This window comes from Nocardia pseudovaccinii NBRC 100343 (assembly GCF_001613225.1).
GTDB classification, from domain to species: Bacteria; Actinomycetota; Actinomycetes; order Mycobacteriales; family Mycobacteriaceae; genus Nocardia; species Nocardia pseudovaccinii.
The window spans coordinates 1-26,527 of sequence record NZ_BDBY01000144.1; the positions used below are offsets into that span (position 1 = coordinate 1).

The following is a 26,527-nucleotide window of genomic DNA, read 5'->3' on the forward strand; positions in this document are numbered from 1 at the left end:
ATCGATGTCCAAGAATTGTGTCGTATTTACGGCATACCGGACGATTTGTCCGATGGTCTGAAGGGTCTGGCCCAGCAAGCCGCGGTCAAGAGTTGGTGGCACGCCTACGGCGATCTCATCCCCGAAAACTTCGACGTCTATGTCGGTTTGGAGGCATCGGCACAAAAACTCACCTCCTACCAATCCGAAATCGTACTGGGCCTACTTCAGATTGCCGACTACGCCAGGGCCCTCAATCGTCTCGGCTACCCGGATGATTCGGATGCGGAGATCGAGCGCCGGGTCCAATTGCGTATGCAGCGACAGGCTTTGATCACCCGTAAGGTCGCACCGGCGACGGTGAACGTGATCCTGCACGAGTCGGTTTTGCATCGGGTGGTCGGTGGCGCCAAAGTGATGGCGGCGCAGCTACGTCATCTTGCCGATATCAGCACCCAACCCAATATCTCCCTGCGTATTCTGCCGTTCGCGGCCGGTGTTCCGCTCGGAGTGTCCACCGGACCGTTCACAGTTCTCGAATTCGGTATCGATAGCAAAGGCCAGCCGATCGAGCCGCCGGTGGTGTATGCGGAGGGCTTCACGGGGGATCTCTACCTCGAAAGACATGCTGATGTACGGCGGTACGATCGTGCGCACGAGTGCCTCCAGCGCTGCGCGCTGGATATTCAACCCAGTAGACATCTGCTCCGGCAGATAGCGAAGGAGTATGTGGCATGAGTATGGATTTGGTTGGCGCGCAATGGTTCAAGAGCACCCGCAGCGGTGCGGGCAAGGACTGCGTCGAGGTCGCTTTTCTCGCGGGCGGCCGGATCGGCGTACGCGACAGCAAAAATTCCGGTGGACCTGCTCTCGTCTTCGGTACGGGCGCATGGCACGCTTTCACCGCAGGTGTTGCGGGCGGCGAGTTCTGAGGAGTTGCGGGCGTGAGCATCAATGAGGGCGCGAAAGTAGATTTGACCGGCGCGGTCTGGCGTAAAGCCGGTGAGGGCGCGGGTAAGGACAGCGTCGAGGTGGCGCTATTGGATGCCGGGCATGTCGCGTTGCGTGACGGTAAGGACCCGGACGGGCCGGTCCTGGTCTTCACCCCCGGTGAGTGGGCCGCTTTCACAGCGGGTGTGCACGACGGTGAGTTCGACCGGCCCGAGTCCTAGGGTGAGCGACCCGGCGGTTGTCGTGCCCGCCGGGTTCGGTCACGTGACGGCAGACCGGGTCCCGCCGTATTGATCAGATCTGCTCGGGAAGATCACGAAATAGCGCAGATTCGACAACGAAACCGCGTTTGCCGAGGGTCATTACGGGTAGCCCAGTTCTTGTGGACCGTGGGCTCAAGAGTTCCCATCCCCGGTACAAGAAACTGCGGCCGGGCGATTGGGTGGAATGGCTGATCGTGGCACTGCTTTTCGCGGTGTCCGCGGTCGGCGTGTTCGTCCTGACCGGCTCGTTCCTCTCGGCACTTTTCGTCGGAGTGCTCGTGTGGGTCGTCGCCGTCGGGGTTGTCGCGTTGTTATAAGGGTGCGCCGACCGGCCGGGTATTCCTACCCCGGCCGGTGGTCCAGTATCGGTTGATCAGCGCCGGAAAAGCTTGTTGCCCAACCAGACCAGCGGATCGTACTTCTTGTCCGCCACCCGCTCCTTCATCGGAATCAGGGCATTATCGGTGATCTTGATGTGCTCAGGGCAGACCTCGGTACAGCATTTGGTGATATTGCAGAGCCCGAGCCCCTGCTCCTCCTGAGCCAGATCGCGACGGTCGGCCACATCGAGCGGATGCATCTCCAATTCGGCGATCCGCATCAGGAAGCGCGGACCGGCGAACGACTCCTTGTTCTCCTCGTGGTCGCGGACCACGTGACAGGTGTTCTGGCACAGGAAACATTCGATGCACTTGCGGAACTCCTGGGAGCGCTCCACATCGACCTGCTGCATCCGGTAGTCGCCCGGCTTCAGGTCATCCGGCGGCGTGAAAGACGGTATCTCCCTTGCCTTCTGGTAGTTGAACGACACATCGGTCACCAGATCGCGGATCACCGGGAAGGTGCGCATCGGCGTGACAGTGATCAGCTCGTCCGGCTGGAAGGTCGACATCCGGGTCATGCACAGCAGCCGCGGCCGACCGTTCACCTCGGCCGAACACGAACCGCATTTGCCCGCTTTACAATTCCACCGCACCGCGAGATCCGGGGCCTGGGTGGCCTGCAGCCGGTGGATGATGTCGAGCACCACCTCGCCCTCGTTCACCAGGACGGTGAAGTCGTGCAGTTCTCCGCCGTCGATATCACCGCGCCACACGCGGAATTTGGCGTCGTAACCCATTCTTACGCCTCGCCTTCCGTGGCCGAAACCGAACCTGCCGGATGGGAGGCGAGATCGGCTGAGTTGTAATACTTTTCGAGCTCACCCAGATCGAAGAGCGCGAGCAGATCGTCGCGCATCGGGATCTGGTCCTCCGGGGTGACCCGCACGCCGGGCACCGGTCCGTCGGCGTCCGCGGAATCGACCGCGCACACCAGCAGCTTGTTGCGCCACTCCGGATCCATGGCGGGGAAGTCGTCGCGGGTGTGTCCGCCACGACTCTCGGTGCGCAATAGCGCAGCCTGCGCGACACATTCGCTGATCAGCAGCATATTGCGCAGGTCGAGGGCGAGATGCCAGCCCGGGTTGAACTGCCGGTGCCCCTCCACGGTCACACTGTTGAAGCGGGTCCGCAATTCGGCGAGGCGCTCGATCGCCTCCTGCAGCTCGTGTTCCTTGCGGATGATGCCGACCAGATCGTTCATGGCCTGCTGCAGATCGGTGTGCAGGGTGTACGGGTTCTCCCCGGTCCCTTCGGCGGGTGGATCGAACGGCGCCACAGCGGCTTTCGCGGCCGCATCGATATCGGCATCGGCCACCGCGGGGCGCTCGGACAGTTGTTCGACATAGGTCGCCGCGCCGAGTCCGGCCCGCCGACCGAATACCAATAGATCGGACAGCGAATTGCCGCCGAGCCGGTTCGAGCCGTGCATACCGCCGGAACACTCACCCGCGGCGAACAAGCCGGGCACGGTCGCCGCGCCGGTATCCGGATCGACCTCGATTCCGCCCATCACGTAGTGGCACGTCGGGCCGACCTCCATCGGCTCCTTCGTAATATCCACGTCCGCAAGCTCTTTGAACTGATGGTGCATCGAGGGCAGCCGCCGCCGGATCTCTTCGGCGGGCAGTCGCGAGGCGATATCCAGGTACACGCCACCGTGTTCGGTGCCGCGTCCCGCCTTCACCTCCGAGTTGATGGCGCGGGCCACTTCGTCGCGGGGCAGCAGATCCGGCGTGCGGCGCGCGGAGTCGTTATCGCGCAACCACTGATCGGCCTCTTCCTCGGTCTCGGCGTACTGCCCCTTGAAGACCGGCGGAATGTACTCGAACATGAACCGCTTGCCTTCGGTGTTCTTGAGCACCCCACCGTCACCGCGCACACCCTCGGTGACCAGAATGCCCTTCACACTGGGCGGCCAGACCATGCCGGTCGGATGGAACTGCAGGAACTCCATATTGATCAGCGTCGCACCGGCCCGCAGGGCGAGCGCGTGGCCGTCACCGGTGTACTCCCACGAGTTCGAGGTGACCTTGTAGGACTTGCCGATGCCGCCGGTCGCGACCACCACGGCGGGCGCCTCGAACAGTACGAACCGGCCGGACTCGCGCCAGTACCCGAACGCACCGGCGATCCGGTCGCCGTCCTTGAGCAATTCGGTGATGGTGCATTCGGCGAAAACCTTGATGCGCGACTCGTAGTCGCCCGTTTCCGCGAAATCCTCCTGCTGCAGCGAAACGATCTTCTGCTGCATGGTCCGGATGATCTCGAGTCCGGTGCGGTCGCCGACGTGCGCCAGCCGCGGGTAGGTGTGGCCACCGAAGTTGCGCTGGCTGATCCGGCCGTCAGCGGTCCGATCGAACAGCGCCCCATAGCTTTCCAGTTCCCACACCCGGTCGGGCGCCTCCTGGGCGTGCAGTTCGGCCATGCGCCAGTTGTTGAGGAACTTGCCTCCGCGCATGGTGTCCTTGAAATGGACTTGCCAGTTGTCCTTTTCATTGGCATTACCCATCGAGGCGGCGCATCCGCCCTCGGCCATCACGGTGTGCGCCTTGCCGAACAACGACTTGCACACCACCGCGACGGAGAGACCGTGTTCGCGTGCTTCGATCACCGCGCGCAGTCCGGCGCCCCCGGCACCGATGACGACGACGTCGTACTTGTGCCGTTCCACTTCTGGCATGGCCGCGAAACTCCTGGTTTGTGAGGGCGGTTAGTTGATGAACCGCAGATCCGAAATCGTGTCGCTGGCAACCAACATCACGTAGAAGTCGGTCAGCACGAGCGTGCCGAGGGTGGTCCAGGCCAGCGCCATGTGCCGGGTATTGAGCTTGGACACCTGGGTCCAGAACCAGTACCGCACCGGGTGGGCGGAGAAGTGCTTGAGCTTGCCGCCCATGATGTGCCTGCAGGAATGGCACGACAGCGTGTAGGCCCACAGCAGCACCACATTGCCGACCAGGACGATATTGCCGAGACCGAAGCCGAAACCGCCGGTCTTGCCGTGGAACGCGGTGATCGCGTCATAGGTGTTGATCAGCGAAACCAGCACGGCCACATAGAAGAAGTAGCGGTGCACGTTCTGGATGATCAGCGGCAGTTTGGTCTCGCCGGTGTACTTGGCGTGCGGTTCGGCTACCGCGCATGCGGGCGGGGAAAACCACACCGCGCGGTAGTAGGCCTTGCGGTAGTAGTAGCAGGTGAGCCGGAACCCGAGCAGGAACGGCAGCACCAGGAAGCCCAGCGGCAGGATGGCCGGGATGTGGCCGAACCATGCGCCGAAATGGCTGGAGCCCTCGACGCAGTCGCTGCTCACGCACGGTGAGTAGAACGGGGTCAGGTAGTGGTACTCCGGAACCCAATATGCCGTCCGCACATACGATCTGATCGTCGCGTAGGTGACGAAAGCGGCTAGTCCGACGGCGGTTACCAGCGGTGGGACCCACCACCGGTCGGTACGCAGGGTGCGCGTGGAGATGGCGGCCCTGGTCTTGCTGAAGACGCCGGTGCCCGTTTCCGGGGCGGCGGTCGGTGCGGCACTCACAGGTGGATGCCTCGCTGATCTGCTGTGCGGATGGTCCGCGCGACCTCCGCAATCGAATGTGATGCTGAGCACCATACGACACCCCCGCTATGGCTCGAGCGGGGTCCCGGCAAAGCCGACCCGCCTGGGGGGCCGTGATTTCTGCCACATTCGATCGAGGTTTGGTCGCCACACCGGGTGGTCAAGCCAGACCTTTGCGCAGGTCAGGTCGAAACTGCGCGCGACGCAACAACTGATTTCGCAAGAACATGGGTAACTCGTCGGGCACGCCCAAGGGTCACTGTGTGCTCGACCGTCGCCCCGGTCGCGAACTCCTCACGCACTTACGACCGGCAAAAGGCGCGGGGAGGCGGAGGAGCGTCCGCGAACCGGATTACTTTGTGCGCGGGCGGGAATGGAAGCCGAGGCCCTCGTCCTGTGCGCCCATCCACGCGGCTTCGTCGGATTTGCTGTCCGGTACGTAGATGGTCTCTTGTGGACGGCGCGTGATCTCCTGCGGCGGCGACTGCTCGAGTTCGTCGGCATCGATGACGAGCCGCTCGAGGTCGTTTTCCAGTCGTCGCACCGAATTGGCGTCGCCGTAGTGGGAGCGCAGTGCGCCGATGGATTGCCGGAGCTGGCCGACCGCGTAGCGCAGTTCCGCTATGTCGCTGCGTGTCATCGATACCTCCTGTGTTCCTTGGCGGACAGACGAACTCGATAGGTGGCGATGGGTTCCACGGTCTGCCTGGGAACGCGCTCTACCGAGTCGTGTGACTCACCACACAACGTGATCTTTAACACAGTACGTGAGGAATTCGGTTTTGGCTCGTGGTGCCCACAATTCCGGTGGTTCGCCCGAAGGTTGCCATGGGTTGGCTACCGGCCTGTTGTGTGTTCCGGCGAACGGTTCGTCAGCTGGCGGTGGCGTACTCGGGGCCGTGCCCGGGCATGGCGGTGATGGCCCGGTCGACCAGCGCGACGATGGACAACGCCACCTCCTCGGCCCGCTCCAGATGCACGCTGTGGCCCGCGCCCTCGAGCCGGACCAACTCCGAGCCCGCCAGTTGCGAGGCGAGTACCACCGAATGTGCGAAGGGCACAACGATGTCGGCCGAACCGGCCAGCACCAGCGCCGGAATGCCGCCGAGGTGGTGCAGCGATGCGGTCTCGTCGAAGGTCATCAGCGAGGCCAGGAAGCTCGACATGGTGAGCAGCGGGGTGTCGTTCATCATCGCCGCGGCCACCGCGACCATACGCGGATTCGTTCGCTTGGTGCCCATATTCGCCTCGCGCGCGATCGGCTCGAAGATCCGGCGGGAAAGACGCTTCGAGGCCTGCATGAATCGGGGCGCTCGCAGCACCGCGAGCTGCAACGAGCTCACCGCGCGCCGATTCAGGAAACGGCCGAGGCCGACCTCGGTGATGCCATTGGCCGCACCTGCGATGAGGCCGACGCCGACCACCCGGGTGCCGATGGTCGCCGGGAACAGCCGGGCGTAGGCGAGGGTGACCATCGCGCCCATCGAATGTCCGATGAGGATGATCGGGCCGGTCGGCACGACCGACCGCAGCACGGCGTCGAGGTCGTGGCCGAGTTGCTCGATGGTGTAGGTCGAGGGATGGGCAACACCGGATTCGCCATGTCCGCGGTGGTCGTAGAAGACCATCCGTACGTCCGAACCGCTGTACTTACCCGCCCCGCCGGCTTCGCCGGTCGCCATCCCCAATTGCCGCAACAGTTGATCGCGCAGGAATGACCAGGACTCGGCGCGCAGGCAGTGACCGTGCGCGAAGACGACGGTCAGTTGCGCACCGTCGGCGCCGAAGGTGCGGACCGCGATCGGGGTGCCGTCGTCGGCCGATACCGTCATCCGGTGGCCGTCGTAGTCGGCGGCTCGGCGGGCAGTCGTCGTGGACATGACGATTCTCCTGTGTCTGGTAGGACACCCGGTTCGGAGCGTTCTTGCCCGGTTGTCGGGCGGAATTCCCGCCCTGTTAGCGCGCCATACCGTCCGTTATGTACGCGTTGTCCAACTGACGCCGCTGATCGACCTGGCCAGGGCGCACGAGCCCGTGGATCGGTAAATCTATGAATGGATAGGTCAGGCGCTAGATTCCGGTAGACGTCCATGATCGACCCGCGGCATTGCCGTCTATCGGGTAATCGATCGGATCTCCTAGAGTCCGCTAGAAATTGTTATGGGACCGTAACCATACGTCGAGTATCGGAATTATGTCTATATCTAGAAATTTTGCGAGATATATGAATACTCATCACGCGACGAGCCGTCACCCATGCCTGAGTGACGGCTCGTCGCGGTTGCGCGCCTAGGTGCCCGCGTGGCTACGGGTCGACGGTAGGAACGGTCGCAGCAGGTTGGTCTCGGTCGACGGACCCACCTGCCATTCGGCGATCCACGGTCCGGTGCCCTCGCTCGGATCGAAGATGCCATCCTCGAGCCACTCGTAGCGGCCGTCGAGGATGTGGCGGGTGAGGGTGCGATCGTCGTCATCGGTGTTGTCCCACAGCGCGTCGAACAACTTCTTGACCCGGATCCGCGACTGCCTGCTGAAGGTATCGGCCAATTCCTCGGCGGCCTTGGCCTCCGGCGCGCCCGCTGTCCGCAGTGCCTGCGCGCGCACGCAGGCGGCCGAGATCGCGAACAACTCCGCGGCGATATCGACGATGCGACCGAGGAAGTTCTGCCGATATTCCAGTCCGGCCTGCCAGCGCGCCATCGCGTACATCAGCGATCTGGCCTGCTTGCGGGCGCTGCGCTCGACGAAGCGCAAATGCCGTGCCAGCGGCCCGAATTCGGCATAGGTCGCGGGCACCGTGCCCGCGCCGACGGCCAGTTGCGGGAACCACTTGGCATAGAAACCACCCGCGCCGACCGCTGCCTTGGCCTTGTCCTTGAACTCCGCGTTCCGATCGACCAGCGCACCCGCCGCGGCCATATGGGCATCGGCCATCTCCCTGGCGACCAGCAGTCGCATGATTTCGCTCGACCCCTCGAAAATGCGGTTGATCCGCAGATCGCGGACCAGCTGTTCGGCCCCGACCGCGCGCTCACCGCGGGCCCGCAGCGATGCCGCTGTCTCGTAGCCCCGTCCGCCGCGGATCTGCACGAGTTCGTCGGCGATCTGACAGCTCATTTCGCTGGCCCAGAGCTTGGCCAGGGCCGCCTCGATGCGGATATCGTTGCGAGCCTCGTCGCACATGGTGGCCGAAAGGTCGAGTGCGGCCTCGAGTGCGTAGGTGGTGGCCGCGATGAAGGAGATCTTCTCCCCGACCGCCGCGTGCTCGCCGACCGGCCGACCCCACTGCACCCGCTGCGTGCACCACTGCCTGGCGATCTTCAGCGACCATTTCGAGGCGGCCGTGCACAGCGCCGGGATGGCGAGGCGGCCAGCATTGAGCGTGGTCAGCGCGATTTTCAGGCCGTCGCCCTCGCGCCCGACCAGGTTGCGCTTGGGTACCCGGACGTTGTGCAGGCGCGTGACACCGTTCTCGATGCCGCGCAAGCCCATGAACGAATTGCGCCGCTCCACCGTGATGCCGGGCGAATCGGCCTCCACGATGAAGGCCGAGATGCCGCCGCGGTGGCCCTCGCTCTTGGGAATCCTGGCCATGACCACCAGCAGTTCGGCGACCACGCCATTGGTGGTCCACAGCTTCACGCCATTGATCTCATAGGCCTCGCCGTCCGCGGTCGGGGTCGCGGTGCTGGCCATGCGGGCCGGATCGGAGCCGACATCGGGTTCGGTGAGCAGGAACGCGCTGACCGCGCCCGCCGCGCAGCGGGGCAGGAATTCGGCCTTCTGCTCCGGGGTGCCCGCTAGCTTCAGAGGTTCGGGGACGCCGATCGACTGGTGCGCCGAAAGCAGCACCCCGAGGCTGGGGTGCGCGGACCCGACCAGCATCAGGGCCCGGTTGTAGCCGACCTGGGAAAGGCCCTGGCCGCCGTACTCCTCCGGGATCTTCAGGCCGAAGCAGCCGAGTTCGGCCAGGCCCTTGACGTACTCGTCCGGAATCTTGGACTCCGCCTCGATGACGCTGCCGTCGAGCGATTCGCAGAACGGCCGCAGCCGGGCCAGATAGGCCTCGGTGCGCGCGGCGTCCTCGTCGCTGGGCTGGGGATAGGGGTGGATCAGATCGAGCCGGAATCGTCCCAGAAACATCTCCTTGGCGAACGATGGTTTGACCCAACTGGTTTCGCGGGACTCCTCGACCAGTGCGCGGGCCTGTTCTTCGGTGGCGTCGACTTTCGCGGTTGTCGCCATGATGTCCTCCTCGGACGTGATCAGGATCACATAAGAGTGTAGGAGGGTTTGTTACCGGTCGGTAGATGTTCGGGTAGAGCGTTATCTATCAATCTCTAATGATCTTGATAGACGGGGAGATGTGCCGTAGCGATTGCTTGCAGATCGCTCGAAAGGGTCAGCTGGCACTTGCCGTGTGCCCGAGTTGTCTTGACACCAAGCTTCGGATGTGGGGTAGTGGGCTGAAACGTGCCGGACAACGTGGTCCGAATTCCCTTGGAGGGTGGGGATGTCATTGCGGCCCGGGCAGGTATTCGCAGGGTATTCGATTGTGCGGCCCCTCGGTTCCGGCGGAATGGGGGCGGTCTATCTGGCCGATGATCCGGCCCTGCCGAGGCGGGTGGCACTCAAGGTACTAGCCAAGAATCTCGGGGCTGATCAACGTTATCGCAGCATCTTCCGGCGCGAGGCCGATCTGGTGTGCCGCCTGGACCATCCGAATGTCGTTTCGGTCTACAACCGGGGCGAGGAGGGCGAGGCCCTGTGGATGGCGATGCAGTATGTGGATGGCACCGATGCGAGCGAGCTCATGCACTCCGAGCCGGGCGGATTGGCGCCGAACCGGGCGGCGCGCATCGTGTGCGAAGCCGCGAAGGGGCTGCATCACGCGCATGAGCAGAATCTGCTGCACCGCGATGTCAAACCGTCGAACATCCTGGTCGCCGACGGCGTCGACGGTGAACGCGTGCTGGTCGCCGATTTCGGGCTGGCCCGCACCGTCGAGGATGCGGCGACGGTCACCGAAACGGGTTGGCGCGCTTGCACTCCCGCCTTCGCCGCGCCGGAGGTGCTGCGCGGGCTCGCGGTCGATCACCGGGCGGATATCTATTCCCTGGGTGCCACCCTGTTGGCGCTGCTGACCGGCGCGAATCCGAATGGTGGTGCGCCGTCGCCCGCGGGAGCCCGAACGGTGCGGGATACGCTCGCGCCGACTCGAGTGCGTCCGGATGTGCCGCTGGCGCTGGAAGAGGTCATCGCGCGGGCGATGGCGGCGGAGCCCGAGCGGCGGTATCAGACCTGCGTGGAATTCGCGCGGGCCGTCGAGCTGGCGGTCAGCGATACCGAACGCTGGCCGTACCGGTGGGGGTTGTCCGGCCTGGTGCGTCGTCCGCGTGGCCGCATCGCCGCGCTCGCGGCGGCCGCTGTGGTTGTCGTGGCAGCAGTGCTGACCGCTGTCTGGCCGACTCCGCATCGATCCGATGGCGCGACCCCCACACCGGTGCCGCAGACGAGCGCTGCGAAGACGGGCCTGCTGCGGTGCTATTGGCGGGCGCGGGTACCGATCGGCACCGACTTCTATCTCGAATTGCCCAGCGGGGCAGCCGATCACGACGATTCACGGTGCGCGCTCAATGACGGTGACCGAGGCGATTCGGTGCTGGCCCTGCGGCAGGCGCTGACCATGTGCCACGGCATCGAACTGGATGCGACGACGGTGTACGACACCCCGATGAAGCGCGCCATTCGGCATCTGCAGGTCGACTACGGCGCCGCGGTCGACGGCATCTACGGACCGGAGACGCGGGCGAAAGCCATCCAGTGGCCGGTATTTCGGGTCGCCGACGGTGCCTTCGACGGCCGATGCGCACCGGCGCCATGACACCCGGTGCCGAGACGCCGCTCGATGTGCGCATCCTCGGTCCGGTCCGGTGGTACGTCTCGGGCCGTCCGCTCGCCGTCGGCGGACCGCTGACCAGGGCGATGCTCGCGGTTCTGGTCGTCAACCGGCGCAATGCGATCTCACCGCCACGATTGGCGAACACCATCTGGGATGGTGACCCGCCGCCCAGTTTTCGCGCGAACCTGCACAATCGCATCGCCGAACTGCGGGCAACGCTGCAGGCCGCCGATGTGGCCGCGACCGCGATATTGCGCACCGACAGTTCCGGCAACTACTGCCTCGATATTCGCGACGAGCAATGCGATCTCGGCCGTTTCGAACAGGCCAGAACGGAGGCGATGGCCGCCTTCGACAGCGGTGAGCACGAACATGCCGCCGAGCATTTCCTGCGGGCACTCGGGGAATGGAGCGGCGCGGCCCTGGACGGGTTGCCGATGTCCACCTTCGTCGAGGCGTTCTGCGCACATATGGACGAGGAGCGACAGCGCACGCTGGAGGCGCGGCTGGATCTGGAGATCGCCGCAGGCCGTGGCGCCGAGGTCATCGGGGAACTGCGCGCGTTGACCGCACGTCATCCGCTGCGCGAAACCCTGTGGGCCCAGCTGATCACGGCACTGTACGAATCGGGGCGCGACGGCGATGCGCTGGAGGCATGTCGGGCGGTGCGCCGAATGCTGCGGGACCAGGGAACGAATCCGGGTAACCGGGTGACCGGGCTCGAACATCGGATCCTGCGCCATGAACCGCTGCCGAACCGGGGCCGAATTTGCTTGCGCCTCAATGTGGATACCGATGGATCCACGCTGCTGGAGACGCTCGGCCACGTGCTGTTGTACGTCGACGACGGCAGGCGCTTCGAGGTGACCGGGGCGAGTATGACGATCGGTCGCAGTGCGGATAACGACATCCGGCTCGAGGATGCGAAGACCAGTCGGCAGCACGCGAGCGTTGTGTTGGACGGTGCTGCGGTCCGGATCGAGGATCGTGGGTCGGCCAATGGCGTGTTCGTCAATGACCAGCGCATTCGGGGTCGGGCCGCGCTGGTGCACGGGGACCGCATCCGGATCGGATCGGTGACGCTCGAGGTGCGGCGGCCGCTGGCCTGAGCTGCGGGCGTGAGTACTTCGTTGGTCTGTCATTGGTCGCGCTTCCTAACTTCGCGCTACCAGCTTCGCCAGCGGGGTGAGGCTTCGCGCACCACGAGGAACATCATGTACGCAGCACAGCTTTCCGGCGCTGATCGGATTCGCCGGGTGATTGCCGCAGCGGCCATCGGGGTCGCCGCGGTCGCCGGAACCGCCGCCATCGCGGTGCCCGCACATGCCGAGGTCCAGTACCCGGCGTCGATCAATCAGTGTCTTGCGGCCAGACCGACATTGAAGGAGGGGGTGCGCAATCAGGGACCCTGTGTGGCGGCGGTGCAGGCATTCCTCACCTACAGCTATGGCAACGGCCAGGTTGATGTCGACGGTAAGTTCGGTCCGAAGACCAACGCCGCGGTGCGGAACTTTCAACGGGCCGTTGGCATTTACGACGACGGAGTGGTCGGTCCCGCCACCTGGCGGTCGTTGCAGAATGCCTGCGCCGCACAGGGGAAGTCGCTGGAGGGGAATTGCGACTACCGGTATCCACTTCCGCTGCCGCTCTGAGCTTTCGGCTACACGCTGCGCAGATAGCGACCGAAGTGCGGCACCGTGAACCCGATGGTGCCGCGCTCGGCCGAATAGATCAGTCCCTTCTTGATCAAACCGTCGCGGGCCGGTGACAGCGAGGCGGGTTTGCGGCCGAGCTCATTGGCCACCGCCGCGGTCGGCACCGGCCCGTCGTCGCCAGCCAAATCGGCCATGGCGCGCATATATTCGCGTTCGGCCGGGGTGGCGCGCTCGTACCGGGAACCGAAGAATCCGACGGCCAGTTCCTCTTCGGCGCTCGGCGCCGCCACCTCGACATCCTCGGCGGTGATCGGGCTCTCGGGCGCCTGATCCCAAGCGGCTTTGCCGTAGGCCTGCACAAAGTACGGATAGCCATCCGCCCTCTGGTACAGGGCATCCAGCGCTTCCTCGGTGAACTTCACCTCTTCGCGCTCGGCCGGTGCGATGAGGGCTTGATCGGCCGATTCGCGATCCAGCCGGTCGATGCGGTGGTAGCTGAACAGTCGCTCGGAGTAGCTCTTCGAGGCGGACAGCACCGCGGGTAGGTGCGGCAGCCCGGCGCCGACCACGATCAAAGGCGCGGTGTCCTGGCTCAATTCATGACAGGCGCCGCAGATCGCGGAGATATCGGCGGGACCGAGATCCTGCATTTCGTCGATGAAGACCGCGATGCCGACGTTGATATCGCTGGCCAGCGCGGCCGCCTCCTTGAGCAGTTCGATCAGATCGATCTCGATATCGCCGGAGTCGGCGCGACCGGTCACCGCTGGCACGTCGATACCCGGTTGCCAGCGCTCCCGCATGCCCTTATCGGCGGTGGAGCGCAGCGCGAAAGCCTTGAGTATGCCGAGGAAGTCGTCGACGCGCTCCTGGTTGCGGTGTGCCATGGCAATCGCACGGACCGCCATATGCAGTGCCGACGACAGCGGGCGGCGCAGTTCCTGATCCGGGCGGGCCTCGATTTTGCCTGTGCCCCAACCGCGCGAGCCTGCGGCGGAGCGAAGTTGGTTGAGCAGCACGGTCTTTCCGACACCGCGCAATCCGGTGAGCATGACGCTGCGTTCCGGCCGACCACGCGCGATCCGCTCCAGCACAACGTCGAAGGCCTTGAGTTGCTTATCGCGCCCGGCCAATTCGGGTGGGCGCTGTCCGGCTCCGGGAGCATACGGATTCCGCACGGGGTCCATGCCCAGACACCGTAGCGCGTTTCGTCAGCCGAATCTGGCCATATATAAGGCGTGTCCTAGATATTGCTAGCAAACTGTCGCATGCTGAGGAGCATGCCCACGGAACCACTCCCCACCCTTGCCGAGTTGGTCGAGTCATGGAAAGTTCCCGCCGAAGCCCCTGTGGCAGGTCACATCCGGTCCAACATTCTGGAGGCGATCGAAGGCGGCCTCGACGATCCGCAACTCGTCGCGGATATCGCGGTGGGTCCGCTGGTGGTGGCGCTCGGTCGGCTGGAGGTCGGCCTGGCCGATGCACGGCGGCGGATCGATGAACTGGAGCGGGCGCTCGATCAGCGCAGTGCCGGATCCGACGGGTAGCAAGCGGTGGATCGCGAATCCGGTGGAGGCAGTGTCAATTCCGATCGAGACTTCGGTTCGATAACGCGCGGTGCGCCGCCGATACCGTGTCGTGACCATCTGGGCGTGTCGCAATTGCGCCGCTCGTCCTGGGATTTTTCGATCATCCACGAAGAGGCTGGTCTGTGCGCTGGACAACACCGCGTCCTGGCCGTAATCTCTTCGTGACCCAGTGGAGTCTGTCGGTTCGGAAGAGAAGCGGCGCCACTGAGTTACCGCCAAAACGGCTGTCGGGGCCACCAATTCCGACGGCCGTACCGGGACCCAGAGATTCAACTGGGAGTTGGGGCCGTTCTGCCGGTCCGAACCGACAGCTGACCCGGTCGGCGGGAGAGCAGAAAGATCGGAGACTCGGCTCGGTGGGTAAACACAGCTTGCAGCGGGAATCGCGGCTACCGAATTCCGTCAAGGGTGCGCTCGTCATGGGCGCGGTCGCCGCATCTACTGGTGCGATGCCCGCGATCCCCGCGATGGCAGCCACCATCAACATCCCGGGAATCGGCGATTTCGATGTTCCGGTTCCGCAGGAATTCGACCAGCAGGCCCAGGATCTGGGTAAGCAGCTCACCCAGGCACTCGCCTCGATGCCCGCAGTGCCCGCCCCGGAGGCCGTTGCCCCGCAGGCCGCGCCGTCGCTCCCCGGCTTGTTCGCCCCGGCCATGCCGCAGATGTTCCACAACACCGCCAGTGACATCGCGCTGGACGCCGCCAAGACCAAGGTCGGCGCGCAGTACTCCTGGGGTGCCTCCGGACCGTTCAGCTTCGACTGCTCGGGTCTGGTCCAGTGGGCCTACAAGCAGGCCGGAATCGAACTGCCGCGCACCAGCTTCGAACAGTCGCACGTCGGCGCTCCGGTCGCCTTCGAGGACCTGCAGCCCGGCGATATCGTGGTGACCAACGGCGGCGGCCATGTCGGCCTGTACGCGGGCGACGGCAAGCTGCTCAATGCGGTCCAGTCCGGTCAGCCGGTGTCCTACACCCCCCTGCGCCCCGACATGGTTGTGACGGCGCGCCGTATGGTCTAAGGGTGGCACCCGCCCAACCGACTACCAAGAACACCGCCCCGAACCAGGCCCGCGTGGACTCCTGGACGTGGGCGGTGCGTCTTTTCAAGACCAGGTCCGCGGCTGCGGAAGCCTGCCGCGGCGGCCACGTCCGGGTGAATGGTGTCGCGGCAAAACCAGCCCAACCGGTTCGCCCCGGTGACGAGGTCCGGGTCCGAGCCGGTGGCGTCGAACGCATTGTCATCGTGGAGCGCGTCATCACCAAGCGCGTCGGCCCGCCGATCGCCGCACAGTGCTTGATCGACCGCAGCCCCCCGCCGCCACCTCGGGAGATTCTCGTGGGCATGCCGCGCCGCGACCGCGGCTCCGGTCGACCCACCAAGCGGGAACGTCGCGAGACGGATCGGCTACTCGGCCGCACCGATAACTGAGGCGCTAATTCACGCCGGATTTCGCGGTGCGGGTTGCGATTCGGCTAGCCGCTAGTGCTGCCGCGGCGATGGTGCACAGGGCGCCGAGCATCATCGCGGATGCTTCGCCGGGCACCAGGGCGCTTAGCTGGGAGCCAACGGTGACAGCGGCGACCGGGACGCCGACCTGGGCCGCCGCGAGGGTGCCGAAGGCGATCGGCTGTCCCGCGACGCGGGTGCTCAGGTGCACCAGTACCGCACCGATGCCGAGTGCGATGCCGAGTCCGATCAGCCGTGGCTGGTCGCCGAATTCGCGCAGGTTGAGTCGGGCGCCCAGCCAAACGAAGAACAGTGGGCCGAGGAAACCGTCATTGATGGCGAAGAGTTGGCGGGCCACGCGCCGCGGCTCCCCGATTCCGGCGACCGCGAGTCCGGCGGCGAATCCGGCGAGCATGATCGACACCCGGGTCTGGGTTGCCAATGCGCACAGGGCGAACAGCACCGCGAGACTGACCCGCAGTTCCAGGGCGAATGCGCGCTTCTCGGACAGTCGATGCACTCGTCGTCGCCGACCCGACAGCTCCAGTTTGCGCAGCACGAGGAAAAGCACAGTGGCGGCCGCCGCCACCGCAGCGGCGCCGAGCGCCGCGCGGCCCGCGTTCCCGGGATCGATCACCAGCGGCAGCGCCACCACGCAGGCGGTATCGGCGATCGCGACCTGCGCGGTGAGGGCAAGTACCGGCTTTCCCGACAGACCGACCGAGTCGATGATCGGCAGCACCAACGCCGCGGATGAGGACGCCATCAGCACCGCGTAGACCGCACCGTGTCCGGTTCCGAACCAGCGGGCCAGCCCGAATCCGGCTGCGACCGCGAGCAATCCGACCAGGACGGCCCGGACCGCGCCCTTACCGAGTGCGGAGTGAACCGCCGGATCACGCACCGGGACGTGGGTGCCCGCGACGAACATGACGACCGCGAAACCCATATCGGCGAGAAAGGCGAAGATCGGGTCGGCGGGGTGCAGGATGCCGAATCCGGTGGTGCCGAAGACAATGCCCGCGAGTAGTTCACCCAGGATCGCCGGGATGTGCCAGTTCTGCCGCAGTGCGAGCAGCGGTCCGCACAGTCCGAGCGCGATGACCAGGGCGAGGGTTGCGAAGGTCATTGCGGCATGGCGGCTATCTTCGCCGGGATGGCGATATTCTCATCGGCCCAGTGGACTGCGCACACGCGGTGGTAGCCATCGGCGATCACCATGGGCACGCCGGTGCGGAAGTCGCCGCGCACCAGCAGGATCGGCGATAGCGACTTGCGATTATTGATCTTGATCAGATCGCGGCGGACATACGGATTCTCGGCCGACACCAGTTCGAGTCCGGCCGCGCGCAGAATGTCCTTGGCCTTCTTGTGCACGACCGGTGCGGCGCGCAGTTCCGCGATCACGGCGTCGACCACGTCCGGTTCGGCGAGCAGCTCCAGATAGTCGGCGGCTGCCGGGTAGTCGTGTTCTTCCGGGTGGTCTTTCCACGTCACGGGGATGATTGCGGTCGCCATTCGCCCATCATCGCGCCCCATATAGGCGAGCTGGGGTAGGTCGGTGGGTGTTTCCGCTATGGCTGGGTCAGGTGACCCGCGCGGTAGAGCGCTCGGCATTCGCCGCGGCGCAATTTGCCGCTGGATGTCTTCGGAATCCGGCCCGGTTCGACCAAGACGACGGCCCCGGGTGTCACCTCGTGGGTGGCCGCGATGGCATTGCGGATGCGAAGGGCCAGTTCCGCTGATCCGGTGGACGCCGTGTCGGCGAGTTCGGCGACGACTACCAGATCCTCGCGGTGCCCGTCATCGTGGCCGAACGCGGTCACGTGGCCGACGCGCAGCTCTGGGGCACAGTCGGAAACCGTGGATTCGATATCGGCCGGATAGTGGTTGCGGCCGTCGATGATGATGAGGTCCTCGCGCCTGCCCGCGATATAGAGCTGCCCCTCGTGCCAGAAGCCGAGATCGCCAGTGCGCAGCCAGGATTCGTCACTTCCGGACAGGGTGGCCCGGAACGTCGCCGCGGTGGCGATCGGATTGTTGTAGTAACCGGCGCAGACATTGGGGCCGCGGACCCAGATCTCGCCGACGGTGCCCGCTGCGACCTCGGTGTGCTCGTTGGGCTCCACCACCGCGACTCGCTGCCCTGCTGGTACGCCGCAGCCGACGAGGGGAACGCCGTCCTGTGCCGTCTGTGCGCGGCCCTGTGCCAAGGCTGTTCGATCGAATCGATGTGTGACGGGTTCGGTCGACTGCTCGCATACTGTGACCGAGAGAGTGGCCTCGGCCAAGCCGAAGCCCGGTGTGTGGGCGCGATGTCGGAATCCGTAGGGGGCAAAGGTTTCAGTGAAGGCGGTCAGGGACTCGGTGCGGATCGGCTCGGCTCCGTTGAGGAGTGCGTCGAGGTGGGATAGGTCGAGGCCCGCGCGTTCGGCGGGGGTGGTTGCCGAGACCGCGAGGGTCAGGCCGAAATTGGGACTGCCGGTGGCACCGGCACGGTAGTCGCCGAGGGCGCGCAGCCAGCGGATGGGGCGTTTCACGAATTCGGCCGGTGCCATGGTCACGCCGTGCACGCCGGAATAGAGCGGTAGTGAAAGGGCCAGGATCAAGCCCATATCGTGGAAGAACGGGAGCCAGGAGACGATGGGTTCGGTGCGCACCGCTGGCAACGCCGTCCACAATTGATCCAGTGCCGCAGCGAGATTCGCGTGGGTTACTTCGACGCCTGCCGGGGTCTTGGTTGATCCGGACGTGTACTGGAGATAGGCCGTCTCTGTCCGATCGATAATCGGGTCGGCCGCTGGGGCGGATTCGGGTGCGAGTATCCGCACTCGGCCCAGGTCCGGACCGAAGATCTCGCTGGTAGTGGTGTCGGTCGCCGAGATCAGGCTCGACGCGGGCCGAGCATCGGCGAGCACACCTTCGAGTCGGGTACGGTTTCTGTTGCCCGTCGGCGGAAATAGTGGCACCGCGATGCGATTGCTGTAGAGACAGGCGAGAAAGGCTATGACGTAGTCGATTCCGTGGGCACACAGGATCGCCACTCGATCACCGGGATCGGTTGTTGCCCTGAGTTTTCGGGCCTGGGCGCCCGCCGCGTGGTGCAGTTGTTCGTAGGTCAGTGTGACCGGAGTGCAATCCTGTCCGCGATAACGTAATTCGGTGTACGCACTGTCGTTGGGCTTGGTTCGTGCCCACTCGGCGACCCGGGCCGCCAGTGTATCGGTCGGTCGCGTCGTGTTCGGAGAAGTCACAGCACCCCATCGGATTTCGCGGCGGCGACTCGGTCGGCCAGGGCTGCGCCGAGTGCGGTGATGGTGGGGTATTGGAACAGTTCGGCGGTCGAGATGCGGATATTGAGGCGGGATTCGAGGTGTCGGCGCATTTCTATGCCGAGCAGGGAGCTCAGGCCCAATTCGTTGAAATCGGCTTCCGGATCAACGTGGTCGGAGGTCAGGTCGAGCGTGACGGCGAGGGCGGTGCGGATGGTCGTGGTGAGTGGTTCGGATGGACGCGGCGGTATCGGGTTCGGCGACGCGGGGACCGTTATCGGTTGGTCGGTGAGCAGATTTCGCAGGCGGGTGGCGACCGGGTCGGGATCGGCGGTCGGCGTGTAGTCGAGGGCGAGCAGGTAGGGCTCGTTGTAATGCAAGGTCCGGGCGAGTAACTCGGTGCCGCGTGGGATATCGAATGCGGAGATCCCGGCGCGACGCAGATGTGCCGCACCACCCGCGCTCTCGGTGAGGCCCGAATCCCATACGCCCCAGCCGATGCTCAGTACACGCCGACCCCGGTGTCTGTGAGCGAGGGCGTCCATTGCGGCATTCGCGCTGGCGTAAGCGGCCTGTCCGGGTGCGCCCAGTGCACCGGTGGCCGAGGAGAACAGCAGCACGAAGTCGGTTGGGTCGGCGGCGGTGAGCTCGATGAGGTTGTTCGCGGCGATGGGTTTCGGCGCGAACATGCGCGCGAGTTGACGGGCGGTTACGGCCTCGAAGGCGGCGTCTTCGAGTGCGCCCGCGGCATGGACGACGCCCCGGATGGTGGAACCGCATTCGCGAACATCGTCGAGCGCGTTGGCGAGATCGCTGCGGTCGGCGGCGTCGCAGCGCACCACGACTATCCGGTCCTCGAGTCCGTCCAGGACCGCGGGCACCGGTCTGGGTGCGCGGGTGAGCACCACGACATCGTGGGCACCCGCGTCGAGCAGCCAGCGCACCGCGACCGAACCGAGCGCACCCAATCCGCCGGTGACCACATAGGTTCCGTTGGGATCGATCGGCGTAGGGGTGGTCGGTCGGGGACGGGTGAGGATGAAACGGCGTGCCGTGATGGCGTCGGCGGAGATGCGGAGCTCATCCGGGAGCGCGTGGGCGGTGGCGATGAGTTCTCGCAGACGCGACACTGCGGGCGGTGATGTATCGGTCCATACGAGCCGCACGTCGAGGCCCGATTCGAGCTGCATCGATCGCACCAAACCGGCTACCGCCATCGGCATGATCGTTTTGTCCGGCGAGCTGTGCTGTCGGCTCCGAGCGGGCGGTTGGTGGTCGGTCGTGCCGGGTTCCGGGAGGACGATCGTCAAAGATGCTGTGGTGTCCTCGGATTGGACGCGTTGAAGCAGATCCAGTACGCGTCCGGTTGTGGCGGTGGCACTTATCGCGGACTCGATGGCATCGCCGGTGTGAGTCGCGCCGGATTCGGTGGGCCAGACCACGACGACTGCCGTGTCGGCGGTGCCGGTGCGTCCGGCGAGTACGGCGGACACGATCGGACCGGCGGCGTCCGGTTCGCGGGCGACGCGTTCGGTGGGCAGGGTACGGTCGAGCTCTCTGGCGAGCCGGATGGCGAGCTGGGATTCGCCGACAACCAAGGCGCGCTGCGGATTCATGGTCCTGTTGCGCTGGCCGTTGCTCTCTGCGTGGCGAAGGTACGGGATCCACGTTTCATGGCGGAACGGGCCGACCTGCGTTGTGGATTCGACCGTCGCGAAACGTATGCGGACACCCGACAGCGCGAGCACGGGGACGCCGTGCTGATCGGTGCCGATGATGTCGCCGGTCAGTCCGTTCGTCGATCGATCACGCACGAGCGCATGGGCTTCCAACAGAACCAGGTCCGGTTCGGCGGACAGCCAGGCGGATTCGATCCCGATCGGCAGCGCAATGGCATCGGCGGGCAGGTGGTCCCAGCTCGCGGCGGCGAGCAGATGCAGGCAGCCGTCGAGGGTCGCCGAGCGCTGCGGCGGGGCGGAATCGAACAACCCCACCGCACAATCGGGTCCGGCCTCGATTTCGCGCAGCGCGCGGAAGCCGGGACCGTAGTCGAGTTGCCGCGCGCGCAACGAGTCGTAGAAAACACCTGGCGTCAGCACTCGCATCCGCCGACGGGCCGCCCGATTTGCATCGACCACCCGCATCCATGCGACGATATCCCCGGGTGTGGGGTCACCGGCCAACCGTGCCGAAGCCAGCGTCCCGGCGCCTGTGACCTCCGCCTGCAACCTTCCAGCACCACCGGCTCGATAAGTGACAGCGGACAGCGCGGCAAGCCCGGTCCGCTCATGCACCACGAAATCACCGATCGCCCGCCCGGCCCCAGCCAGGCCGATGAGCCTGAGCAGCCAGAAGACCGCGGGGACCGTCGGGACACCCTGCACCACGTGGTCGTGGAGATCATCTGCGGGGAATTCGGATTCAGCGATGAAGACGCTGGATGCGCCCGAATCGACGGCATCTCGGCTGCGACTGATGTCGAAACCACTGGTTGTGTTCGTGGCGTGGATGTCTCGGCCGCGAGCGGTACCAAAAGGGGCGATCGTGTTCCAGTCGTGAGCGTCGGGGCTGCCACCGATGTCGAATCCAGTGGGTTTGTCCGCGCCCTGGGCATTTCGGCCGCGAATGGTGTCGCGTCCGGTGGTTGTATTCGCGTCGTGGGTGTCGCGGCCGCTAGCCGTGTCGGGCCGGGCGGTTGTGTTCGAGTCGAGAACGTCTTGGCCGCCACCAGCATCGGGCGCGGTGGTCGTGGTCGCGTCCTGGGCATTTCGGCCGCGCGGAGCCGCGAACTGGGTGGTTGCGTTCGGGTCGTGCGTATCCCGACCACTGCGGACGACATCGACCCCGATCCCTGCGCCGAAGTCGGAGACCGACGAGTTGTTGACAGTGTGGCCGTTGATAGCGGGATCGGTGGCACCGCGATGGGTAGTACCCGGTTCAGTCGCAGCGCCTTGGGTGGTGCTGTTTTCGCTGGCGGTGTAGGTGGTGGTGTCGGCGTTGCCGGTGGTGGTGGGCTTGGTTGCGGCGTCGCGGGGGGTGCTGTTGTCGGTGGCGGCGTCGCGGGGGGTGCTGTTGTCGGTGGCGGTGCTGTAGGTGGTGTCGGCGTTGCCGGTGGTGGGCTTGGTTGCGGCCCTGTGGGAGGTGTCGGGTTCGGTTGCGGCGTTGCGGATGCTGCTGGGTTCGGTGGCGGCGTCGCGGGGGGCGCTGTTGTCGGTGGCGGCGCCGTAGGTGGTTTCAGCCTTGGTGCCGACGGGGCCGGTGGTGGTGGGCTTGGTTGCGGCGCTGTAGGTGTTGTCGGGTTCGGTTGCTGCGTTGCGGATGCTGGGCTTGGTGGCAGCGTCGCGGATGATGCCGGATTTGGTTGCTGTGTTGGGCTTGGTTGCTGCGTCGTGGGCCGTGCGCGGTTCGGCGGCAGCGACGTACGACGTGCTGGGCTCGGTGGCAGGAACATTGGTGGTGTCGGGCTGGGTGGCGATGTCGCGGGTGGTGCGCGGGTCGGTTGCGGCGTTGCGGGTAGTGCCGGATTCGGATGCGTCGTCGCTGGTCGTGTCGGGCTGGGTGGCAGGGACGTACGAGGTGCGGGGCTTGGTGCCGGTGACATTGGTGGTGTCGGGCTCGGTGGCCGCGACGTATGTGGTGCCGGGATCGAGGGTGGTGATCAGGGGGAATCGGCGGTGGGACCATTGGCGTGCGGGCGGGGGCGCGGTGAAGGGGCCGTTCGCGGCCCAATTCAACGGGCGGCCTTCGAGGTAGAGCTTGGCGAGGCAGGTCAGGAAGGCTCCGGCCTCGTTGTCGCGGGTGGTCACCGTGTGGGTGGCGTCGGCGAATTCGGGGAACTCACGGATCGCGGATGTCAGGACCGGATGGGGTGCGATTTCGAGCACCGTGGCGAATCCGTCGTCGGCGGCTTTTTGCAGCGCGGCGGCCAAGTCGACGGTTCTCGAAGCATTTTCGGCCCAGTAGTCGGCGTCCATCGCGGCCGTGGTGATGGTTTCGCATCGACGCGCCGTGGAGTACACCGGGACGCGCGGCACTTGCGCGGTGAGTCCGCCGAGCGTGTCGACGAATTCGGGCAGGAACGCGCCTACCTGTGGACTGTGTGCGGCGAAGTCGACGGCGATCCGTTGTGCGAATATCTGCCTGCGTTTGGCTCGGCGCACGAGCGCGTCGATGTAGCGCGGCGCACCGGAGATCACCACCGAACGCGGTCCATTGATCGCCGCGACCGCTACCGTCGCGTGCAGTGGTTCGACCAGCCGTGCCGCCTCATCCGCCGTCGCCTCCAGCACTGCCATGGCACCGTGCCCGTCGAGCCGCGCCAGAATCCTGCTGCGCTGCACCACGACTCGGGCCGCATCCGACAGCGATAACGCACCGCTCACCGCCGCCCCGGCCACCTCGCCGAGGCTGTGCCCGACCACCGCATCCGGTTCGATCCTCCACGCGGACAGCAGTTCGGCGAGCGCCACCTGGAATGCGAAGATCGCCGGTTGCACGAGTTCCGTCGCACTGCTGCCGTTGCTTGCCGCACCGCCGAGTGCGAACCCGTTGCGCGGTGTCCAAACTCGCCCGCCACCCGCCGCCGCAATCGCATCCGCGGCAGCGGTCACCGCCTGCGCGAATACCGGATAACGAGCCGCCAGACTCCGCCCCATCTTGGAATACTGCCCACCCTGCCCAGAGAACAGGAACAGCACGCCACCCCGCCGCCGCACCGAACCAGCGCCGATCACTCCGCTCCCCGGCTCCCCACCCGCCAACGCCCGCAACTGATCCACCGCATCGTCCAGATCCCGCGCAACCACTGCGGCCCGGGCATTCTCAGGTATCAACCGCGCCGCAGCAGCCGCGAATTGCCGAAGAATCTCGCGATCGCCGCTGCCTGCACCCGAGTGGTTCGCCACCGCGTTGGTCGCTGCGTCCATGTCCGCGCGCGAAGTGCTGCTTGTGCGCTCGCGTGAATCGCCATTTGTACCTTCGCGCGAAGTGCCACTGTGCCCATCTGAATCGTCGCTAGCGCCCTCGCGTGAATCGCCGCTCATGCGCTTGCGCGAGTCACTTGTATGCGCACGCAAAGCGCGACTGGTGCCCGTGCGCTGAGCGTTGCTGGTGTCGCCCCAGGAGGTGCTTGCGCCGTTGCGCCAAGGGGCGTTGAGGCTATCGCGCGATGCGTTGCCGGTGTCGATTTCCGAAGTGCTGCTCAGCCCATCGCGCCTGGCCCTGCCGAGGGAATCGCTGTTCGTGCCCTTGTGCGAGTCGCTCGTGCCCGCGCGTGACGTGCGACTGGTGCCCTCGGGCCGGGGGTTACCTGTGTCGTCGCGGGAGGCGTTGTTTGCGATGTTGCGCGAAGGGGCGTTGATGTTATCGTGCGATGCGTTGCCGGTGTCGATTTCCGAAGTGCTGCTCAGCCCATCGCGCCTGGCCCTGCCGAGGGAATCGCTGTTCGTGCCCTTGTGTGAGTCGCTCGGGCGATCGCGTGACGTGCGACTGGTGCCCTCGCGTGACTCGAGACCGGTGCCTTCGAGCCGGGGGTTACCCGTGCCGTCGCGGGAGGCGCTGTTTTCGCCGTCACGCGAAGGGGTGGTGATGTCGCCGCACGATGCCGAGTCGGTGTCGTTGCCCGGCGGGGTGCCGATGCCGTCGTGCGAGGGGATGCTGCCGCGTGAAGTGCTGCTCATGCCATCGCGAGTGGCGTTGCCAGGCCTGTTGTGTGGGGCGTTGCTCATGCTGCTGGAGGAATCGCCGCTGGTGCCGTTTGACGACATGCCTGCACCCTCGAGCAGTTCGGCCCACCGCAACGCGTGCGACCGCAGTTCCGCGATGTCGCGACCGGTGACCGGCAGCAATACGGGCGGTTCATAGCTACGGTGGCGAACGGCCTCGAGACCGCGCAGCACCACGTGCGCATTGGTCCCGCCGAATCCGAATGAGCTGACTCCGGCACATCGCGCACCAACCGGTGTGTCGGTCCAGTCGACGGGCTCGGTCGGTACCCGCAGTCCGTGTTCGGTGAGCTTCAGCAGCGGGTTCTCGGTGTGGAAATTGATGGTAGGCGGGATTACGCCTTGTCGGATGGACAGCGCCGCCTTGACCATTCCGGTGATTCCGGCGGCCGCCTCGAGATGTCCGATATTGGATTTGAGGGAGCCGATCCAGATCGGTTCGGCATCGCTCGCGACTACCGCGGCGAGCGCACCCACCTCCACCGCATCACCCAATGGTGTTCCGGTGCCGTGGCATTCGACGTACCCGACATCATGTGGATCGAGTCCGGCCCGTGCCCAGGCAGTACGAATAATCTCCTGCTGGGCCCGGCCGTTCGGCGCGTACAGCCCATTGGACCGTCCGTCCGAACCGATTGCCGTGCCGAGGATTTCCGCATACACCCGATGCCCGTCCCGCAGCGCGTCGGCGGTGCGCCGCAGCACCACCACGGTGCATCCGTCACCGCGGGCATAGCCGTCGGCGGCGGCATCGAATGGTTTGCACCGCCCGTCGGGCGCGAGGAATCCGCCTTCGGCCAGGTACTCCGAGGTATGCGGCAGCAGCGTGAGATTCACCCCGCCGACGATCGCGAACGGCACCGCCTCATCGGCCAGCAGACGCACCGCGAGATCCACCGCGACCAGCGAGGACGAGCACGCGCTGTCCACCACCAGACTCGGTCCGTGCAGATCTAGGACATAGGACAGCCGGTTGGCGATGATGCTGAGCGCCGATCCGGTGACCGCGTACGGCGCATCGTGCCCGGCGCGGCCCAACACCGCGATGCCGTGATCGTAGGCGCATGCACCGAATACCACCGCAGCCCCGGAACCCCTGGTGCGATGGCCGATCCCGGCATCGTCGAGCGCCTCGATCGCGACCTCGAGTGCCAGCCGCTGCTGCGGATCCATCAGCGCGGCCTCGCGACCGGAGATCGCGAACCAGTCGTTGTCGAAGGCGTCGACATCGGTGAGATATCCGGCGTGCCGCGTGCCAGGTCGATCCGGCGGTGGTGCACCGGTGGCATCCCGGCCATCGCACAGCATCCGCCAGAACTCGGATACATTCGGCGCCCCGGGCACCCGGCAGCCGATGCCCACGATCGATACCGGCGGATCCGGCCGGACGGAGGCGGTATCGGCGGTGCTCATCGCATCGCGAGATACTCGACAAGCTGCTCGATGTCCGGATGGTCGTAGAGGGTGGTGAGCGAAACCTCGACTCCCATGGCATCTTCCAGATGCGCCGTCAGCCGCGCCAGCTGCAGCGAGCTGAGGCCGAGATCGCTGAACGGCGCATCGGTCGATACTTTTGCGGCATCGACATTCAGCAGGTCGGCGATGGCGGCGGTGGCAGCGCTCAGTAGCGCGGCACGTCGCAAACCGGCTCTGTTCGAAATAACGTCGGCGACTGTTCGCAGGTCGCTCGAGACAACACCCTGCCCGTCCGGAAGATCAGGCCCCATCCATCCTCCTCCCGTCGCCGGAGGGCTGGTGCCCCCACGCCGGTACCCCCTGCGATTATGCCGTAGATATC

The 26,527-nt window shown here is 65.6% G+C and carries 22 protein-coding genes; 10 read left to right on the forward strand and 12 right to left on the reverse strand.

All coding sequences use genetic code 11. From position 1 onward, the window contains the following. From NP3_RS17255 to NP3_RS17270, 4 genes are all read left to right on the forward strand, one after another. Nucleotides 1-717: DUF5753 domain-containing protein (locus tag NP3_RS17255; RefSeq protein ID WP_063042539.1), on the forward strand; the 717-nt coding region annotated here is incomplete at its 5' end. Then, the gene (locus NP3_RS17260; RefSeq protein ID WP_063042541.1) at nt 714-911 is read left to right on the forward strand and encodes a DUF397 domain-containing protein; all 198 of its coding nucleotides are present in this window, start codon (nt 714-716) and stop codon (nt 909-911) included. The genes NP3_RS17255 and NP3_RS17260, both read left to right, overlap by 4 nt. A 12-nt stretch (nt 912-923) precedes the next feature. Further along, a complete protein-coding gene (locus NP3_RS17265) occupies nt 924-1,151 on the forward strand; it encodes a DUF397 domain-containing protein (protein WP_063042542.1) in 228 nt (75 codons plus the stop codon). Nucleotides 1,152-1,312: 161 nt separating this feature from the next. Beyond that, nucleotides 1,313-1,510, forward strand: coding sequence for a hypothetical protein (locus NP3_RS17270; RefSeq protein WP_040697654.1), 198 nt, complete (start codon nt 1,313-1,315; stop codon nt 1,508-1,510). A 56-nt stretch (nt 1,511-1,566) separates the two neighbouring features. Here the strand turns inward: NP3_RS17270 and NP3_RS17275 are convergent, their stop codons facing one another. The 6 genes from NP3_RS17275 to NP3_RS17300 form a co-directional block, all read right to left on the reverse strand. Further along, nucleotides 1,567-2,313 (reverse strand): succinate dehydrogenase/fumarate reductase iron-sulfur subunit, encoded by a 747-nt coding sequence (locus NP3_RS17275; RefSeq protein ID WP_063042544.1) that lies wholly within the window; start codon nt 2,311-2,313, stop codon nt 1,567-1,569. Nucleotides 2,314-2,315: 2 nt separating this feature from the next. Next, nucleotides 2,316-4,256, reverse strand: coding sequence for a fumarate reductase/succinate dehydrogenase flavoprotein subunit (locus tag NP3_RS17280; protein ID WP_063042546.1), 1,941 nt, complete (start codon nt 4,254-4,256; stop codon nt 2,316-2,318). A 30-nt stretch (nt 4,257-4,286) separates the two neighbouring features. Then, on the reverse strand, nt 4,287-5,117 hold the full coding sequence (sdhC, locus tag NP3_RS17285) for a succinate dehydrogenase subunit SdhC (RefSeq protein WP_063042548.1): 831 nt from the start codon (nt 5,115-5,117) through the stop codon (nt 4,287-4,289). 373 nt (nt 5,118-5,490) lie between these two features. After that, nucleotides 5,491-5,778, reverse strand: a complete 288-nt coding sequence (locus tag NP3_RS17290; RefSeq protein WP_063042550.1) for an Rv0250c family protein — start codon at nt 5,776-5,778, stop codon at nt 5,491-5,493. A 232-nt stretch (nt 5,779-6,010) separates the two neighbouring features. Further along, nucleotides 6,011-7,018 (reverse strand): alpha/beta fold hydrolase, encoded by a 1,008-nt coding sequence (locus tag NP3_RS17295; protein WP_063042552.1) that lies wholly within the window; start codon nt 7,016-7,018, stop codon nt 6,011-6,013. Between the two features lie 409 nt (nt 7,019-7,427). Further along, nucleotides 7,428-9,383: an acyl-CoA dehydrogenase family protein gene (locus NP3_RS17300; RefSeq protein ID WP_063042603.1), complete on the reverse strand. Its 1,956-nt coding sequence runs from the start codon at nt 9,381-9,383 to the stop codon at nt 7,428-7,430. A 268-nt stretch (nt 9,384-9,651) separates the two neighbouring features. Here NP3_RS17300 and NP3_RS17305 point away from each other — a divergent pair, with 268 nt between their 5' ends. The 3 genes from NP3_RS17305 (at nt 9,652) to NP3_RS17315 (ending at nt 12,692) form a co-directional block, all read left to right on the forward strand. Further along, nucleotides 9,652-11,022: a serine/threonine-protein kinase gene (locus tag NP3_RS17305; protein ID WP_084508653.1), complete on the forward strand. Its 1,371-nt coding sequence runs from the start codon at nt 9,652-9,654 to the stop codon at nt 11,020-11,022. After that, nucleotides 11,004-12,149 (forward strand): BTAD domain-containing putative transcriptional regulator, encoded by a 1,146-nt coding sequence (locus NP3_RS17310; RefSeq protein WP_063042555.1) that lies wholly within the window; start codon nt 11,004-11,006, stop codon nt 12,147-12,149. Before NP3_RS17305 ends, NP3_RS17310 begins: the two co-directional genes overlap by 19 nt. Nucleotides 12,150-12,254: 105 nt before the next feature. Continuing rightward, complete coding sequence (locus NP3_RS17315) at nt 12,255-12,692, forward strand: peptidoglycan-binding domain-containing protein (protein WP_063042557.1); 438 nt, start codon at nt 12,255-12,257, stop codon at nt 12,690-12,692. 8 nt (nt 12,693-12,700) lie between these two features. Here the strand turns inward: NP3_RS17315 and NP3_RS17320 are convergent, their stop codons facing one another. Further along, nucleotides 12,701-13,882: an ATP-binding protein gene (locus tag NP3_RS17320; RefSeq protein WP_063042559.1), complete on the reverse strand. Its 1,182-nt coding sequence runs from the start codon at nt 13,880-13,882 to the stop codon at nt 12,701-12,703. Between the two features lie 93 nt (nt 13,883-13,975). On the opposite strand from NP3_RS17320, the gene NP3_RS17325 reads away from it, so the two are divergent. From NP3_RS17325 to NP3_RS17335, 3 genes are all read left to right on the forward strand, one after another. After that, entirely contained in the window at nt 13,976-14,242 is a 267-nt protein-coding gene (locus tag NP3_RS17325; protein ID WP_063042561.1) for a hypothetical protein, read from the forward strand. Between the two features lie 398 nt (nt 14,243-14,640). Next, nucleotides 14,641-15,306: a C40 family peptidase gene (locus NP3_RS17330; protein ID WP_084508654.1), complete on the forward strand. Its 666-nt coding sequence runs from the start codon at nt 14,641-14,643 to the stop codon at nt 15,304-15,306. A 2-nt stretch (nt 15,307-15,308) separates the two neighbouring features. After that, nucleotides 15,309-15,716 carry an RNA-binding S4 domain-containing protein gene (locus NP3_RS17335; RefSeq protein WP_063042563.1) on the forward strand — a complete coding sequence of 136 codons (408 nt, stop codon included), beginning with the start codon at nt 15,309-15,311 and terminating at the stop codon, nt 15,714-15,716. A 4-nt stretch (nt 15,717-15,720) separates the two neighbouring features. Here the strand turns inward: NP3_RS17335 and NP3_RS17340 are convergent, their stop codons facing one another. The 5 genes from NP3_RS17340 to NP3_RS17360 are packed head-to-tail and all read right to left on the reverse strand — an operon-like array spanning nt 15,721 to nt 26,456. After that, on the reverse strand, nt 15,721-16,863 hold the full coding sequence (locus NP3_RS17340; RefSeq protein ID WP_063042564.1) for a cation:proton antiporter: 1,143 nt from the start codon (nt 16,861-16,863) through the stop codon (nt 15,721-15,723). Further along, on the reverse strand, nt 16,860-17,252 hold the full coding sequence (locus NP3_RS17345; protein WP_063042607.1) for a hypothetical protein: 393 nt from the start codon (nt 17,250-17,252) through the stop codon (nt 16,860-16,862). The genes NP3_RS17340 and NP3_RS17345 overlap by 4 nt, the downstream gene beginning before the upstream one ends. 56 nt (nt 17,253-17,308) lie before the next feature. Further along, nucleotides 17,309-18,988, reverse strand: a complete 1,680-nt coding sequence (locus NP3_RS17350; RefSeq protein WP_063042565.1) for a fatty acyl-AMP ligase — start codon at nt 18,986-18,988, stop codon at nt 17,309-17,311. Beyond that, the gene (locus tag NP3_RS17355; protein WP_063042566.1) at nt 18,985-26,142 is read right to left on the reverse strand and encodes a type I polyketide synthase; all 7,158 of its coding nucleotides are present in this window, start codon (nt 26,140-26,142) and stop codon (nt 18,985-18,987) included. The genes NP3_RS17350 and NP3_RS17355 overlap by 4 nt, the downstream gene beginning before the upstream one ends. Then, nucleotides 26,139-26,456 (reverse strand): acyl carrier protein, encoded by a 318-nt coding sequence (locus NP3_RS17360; protein ID WP_084508655.1) that lies wholly within the window; start codon nt 26,454-26,456, stop codon nt 26,139-26,141. The genes NP3_RS17355 and NP3_RS17360 overlap by 4 nt, the downstream gene beginning before the upstream one ends. Nucleotides 26,457-26,527 lie beyond the last annotated feature (71 nt).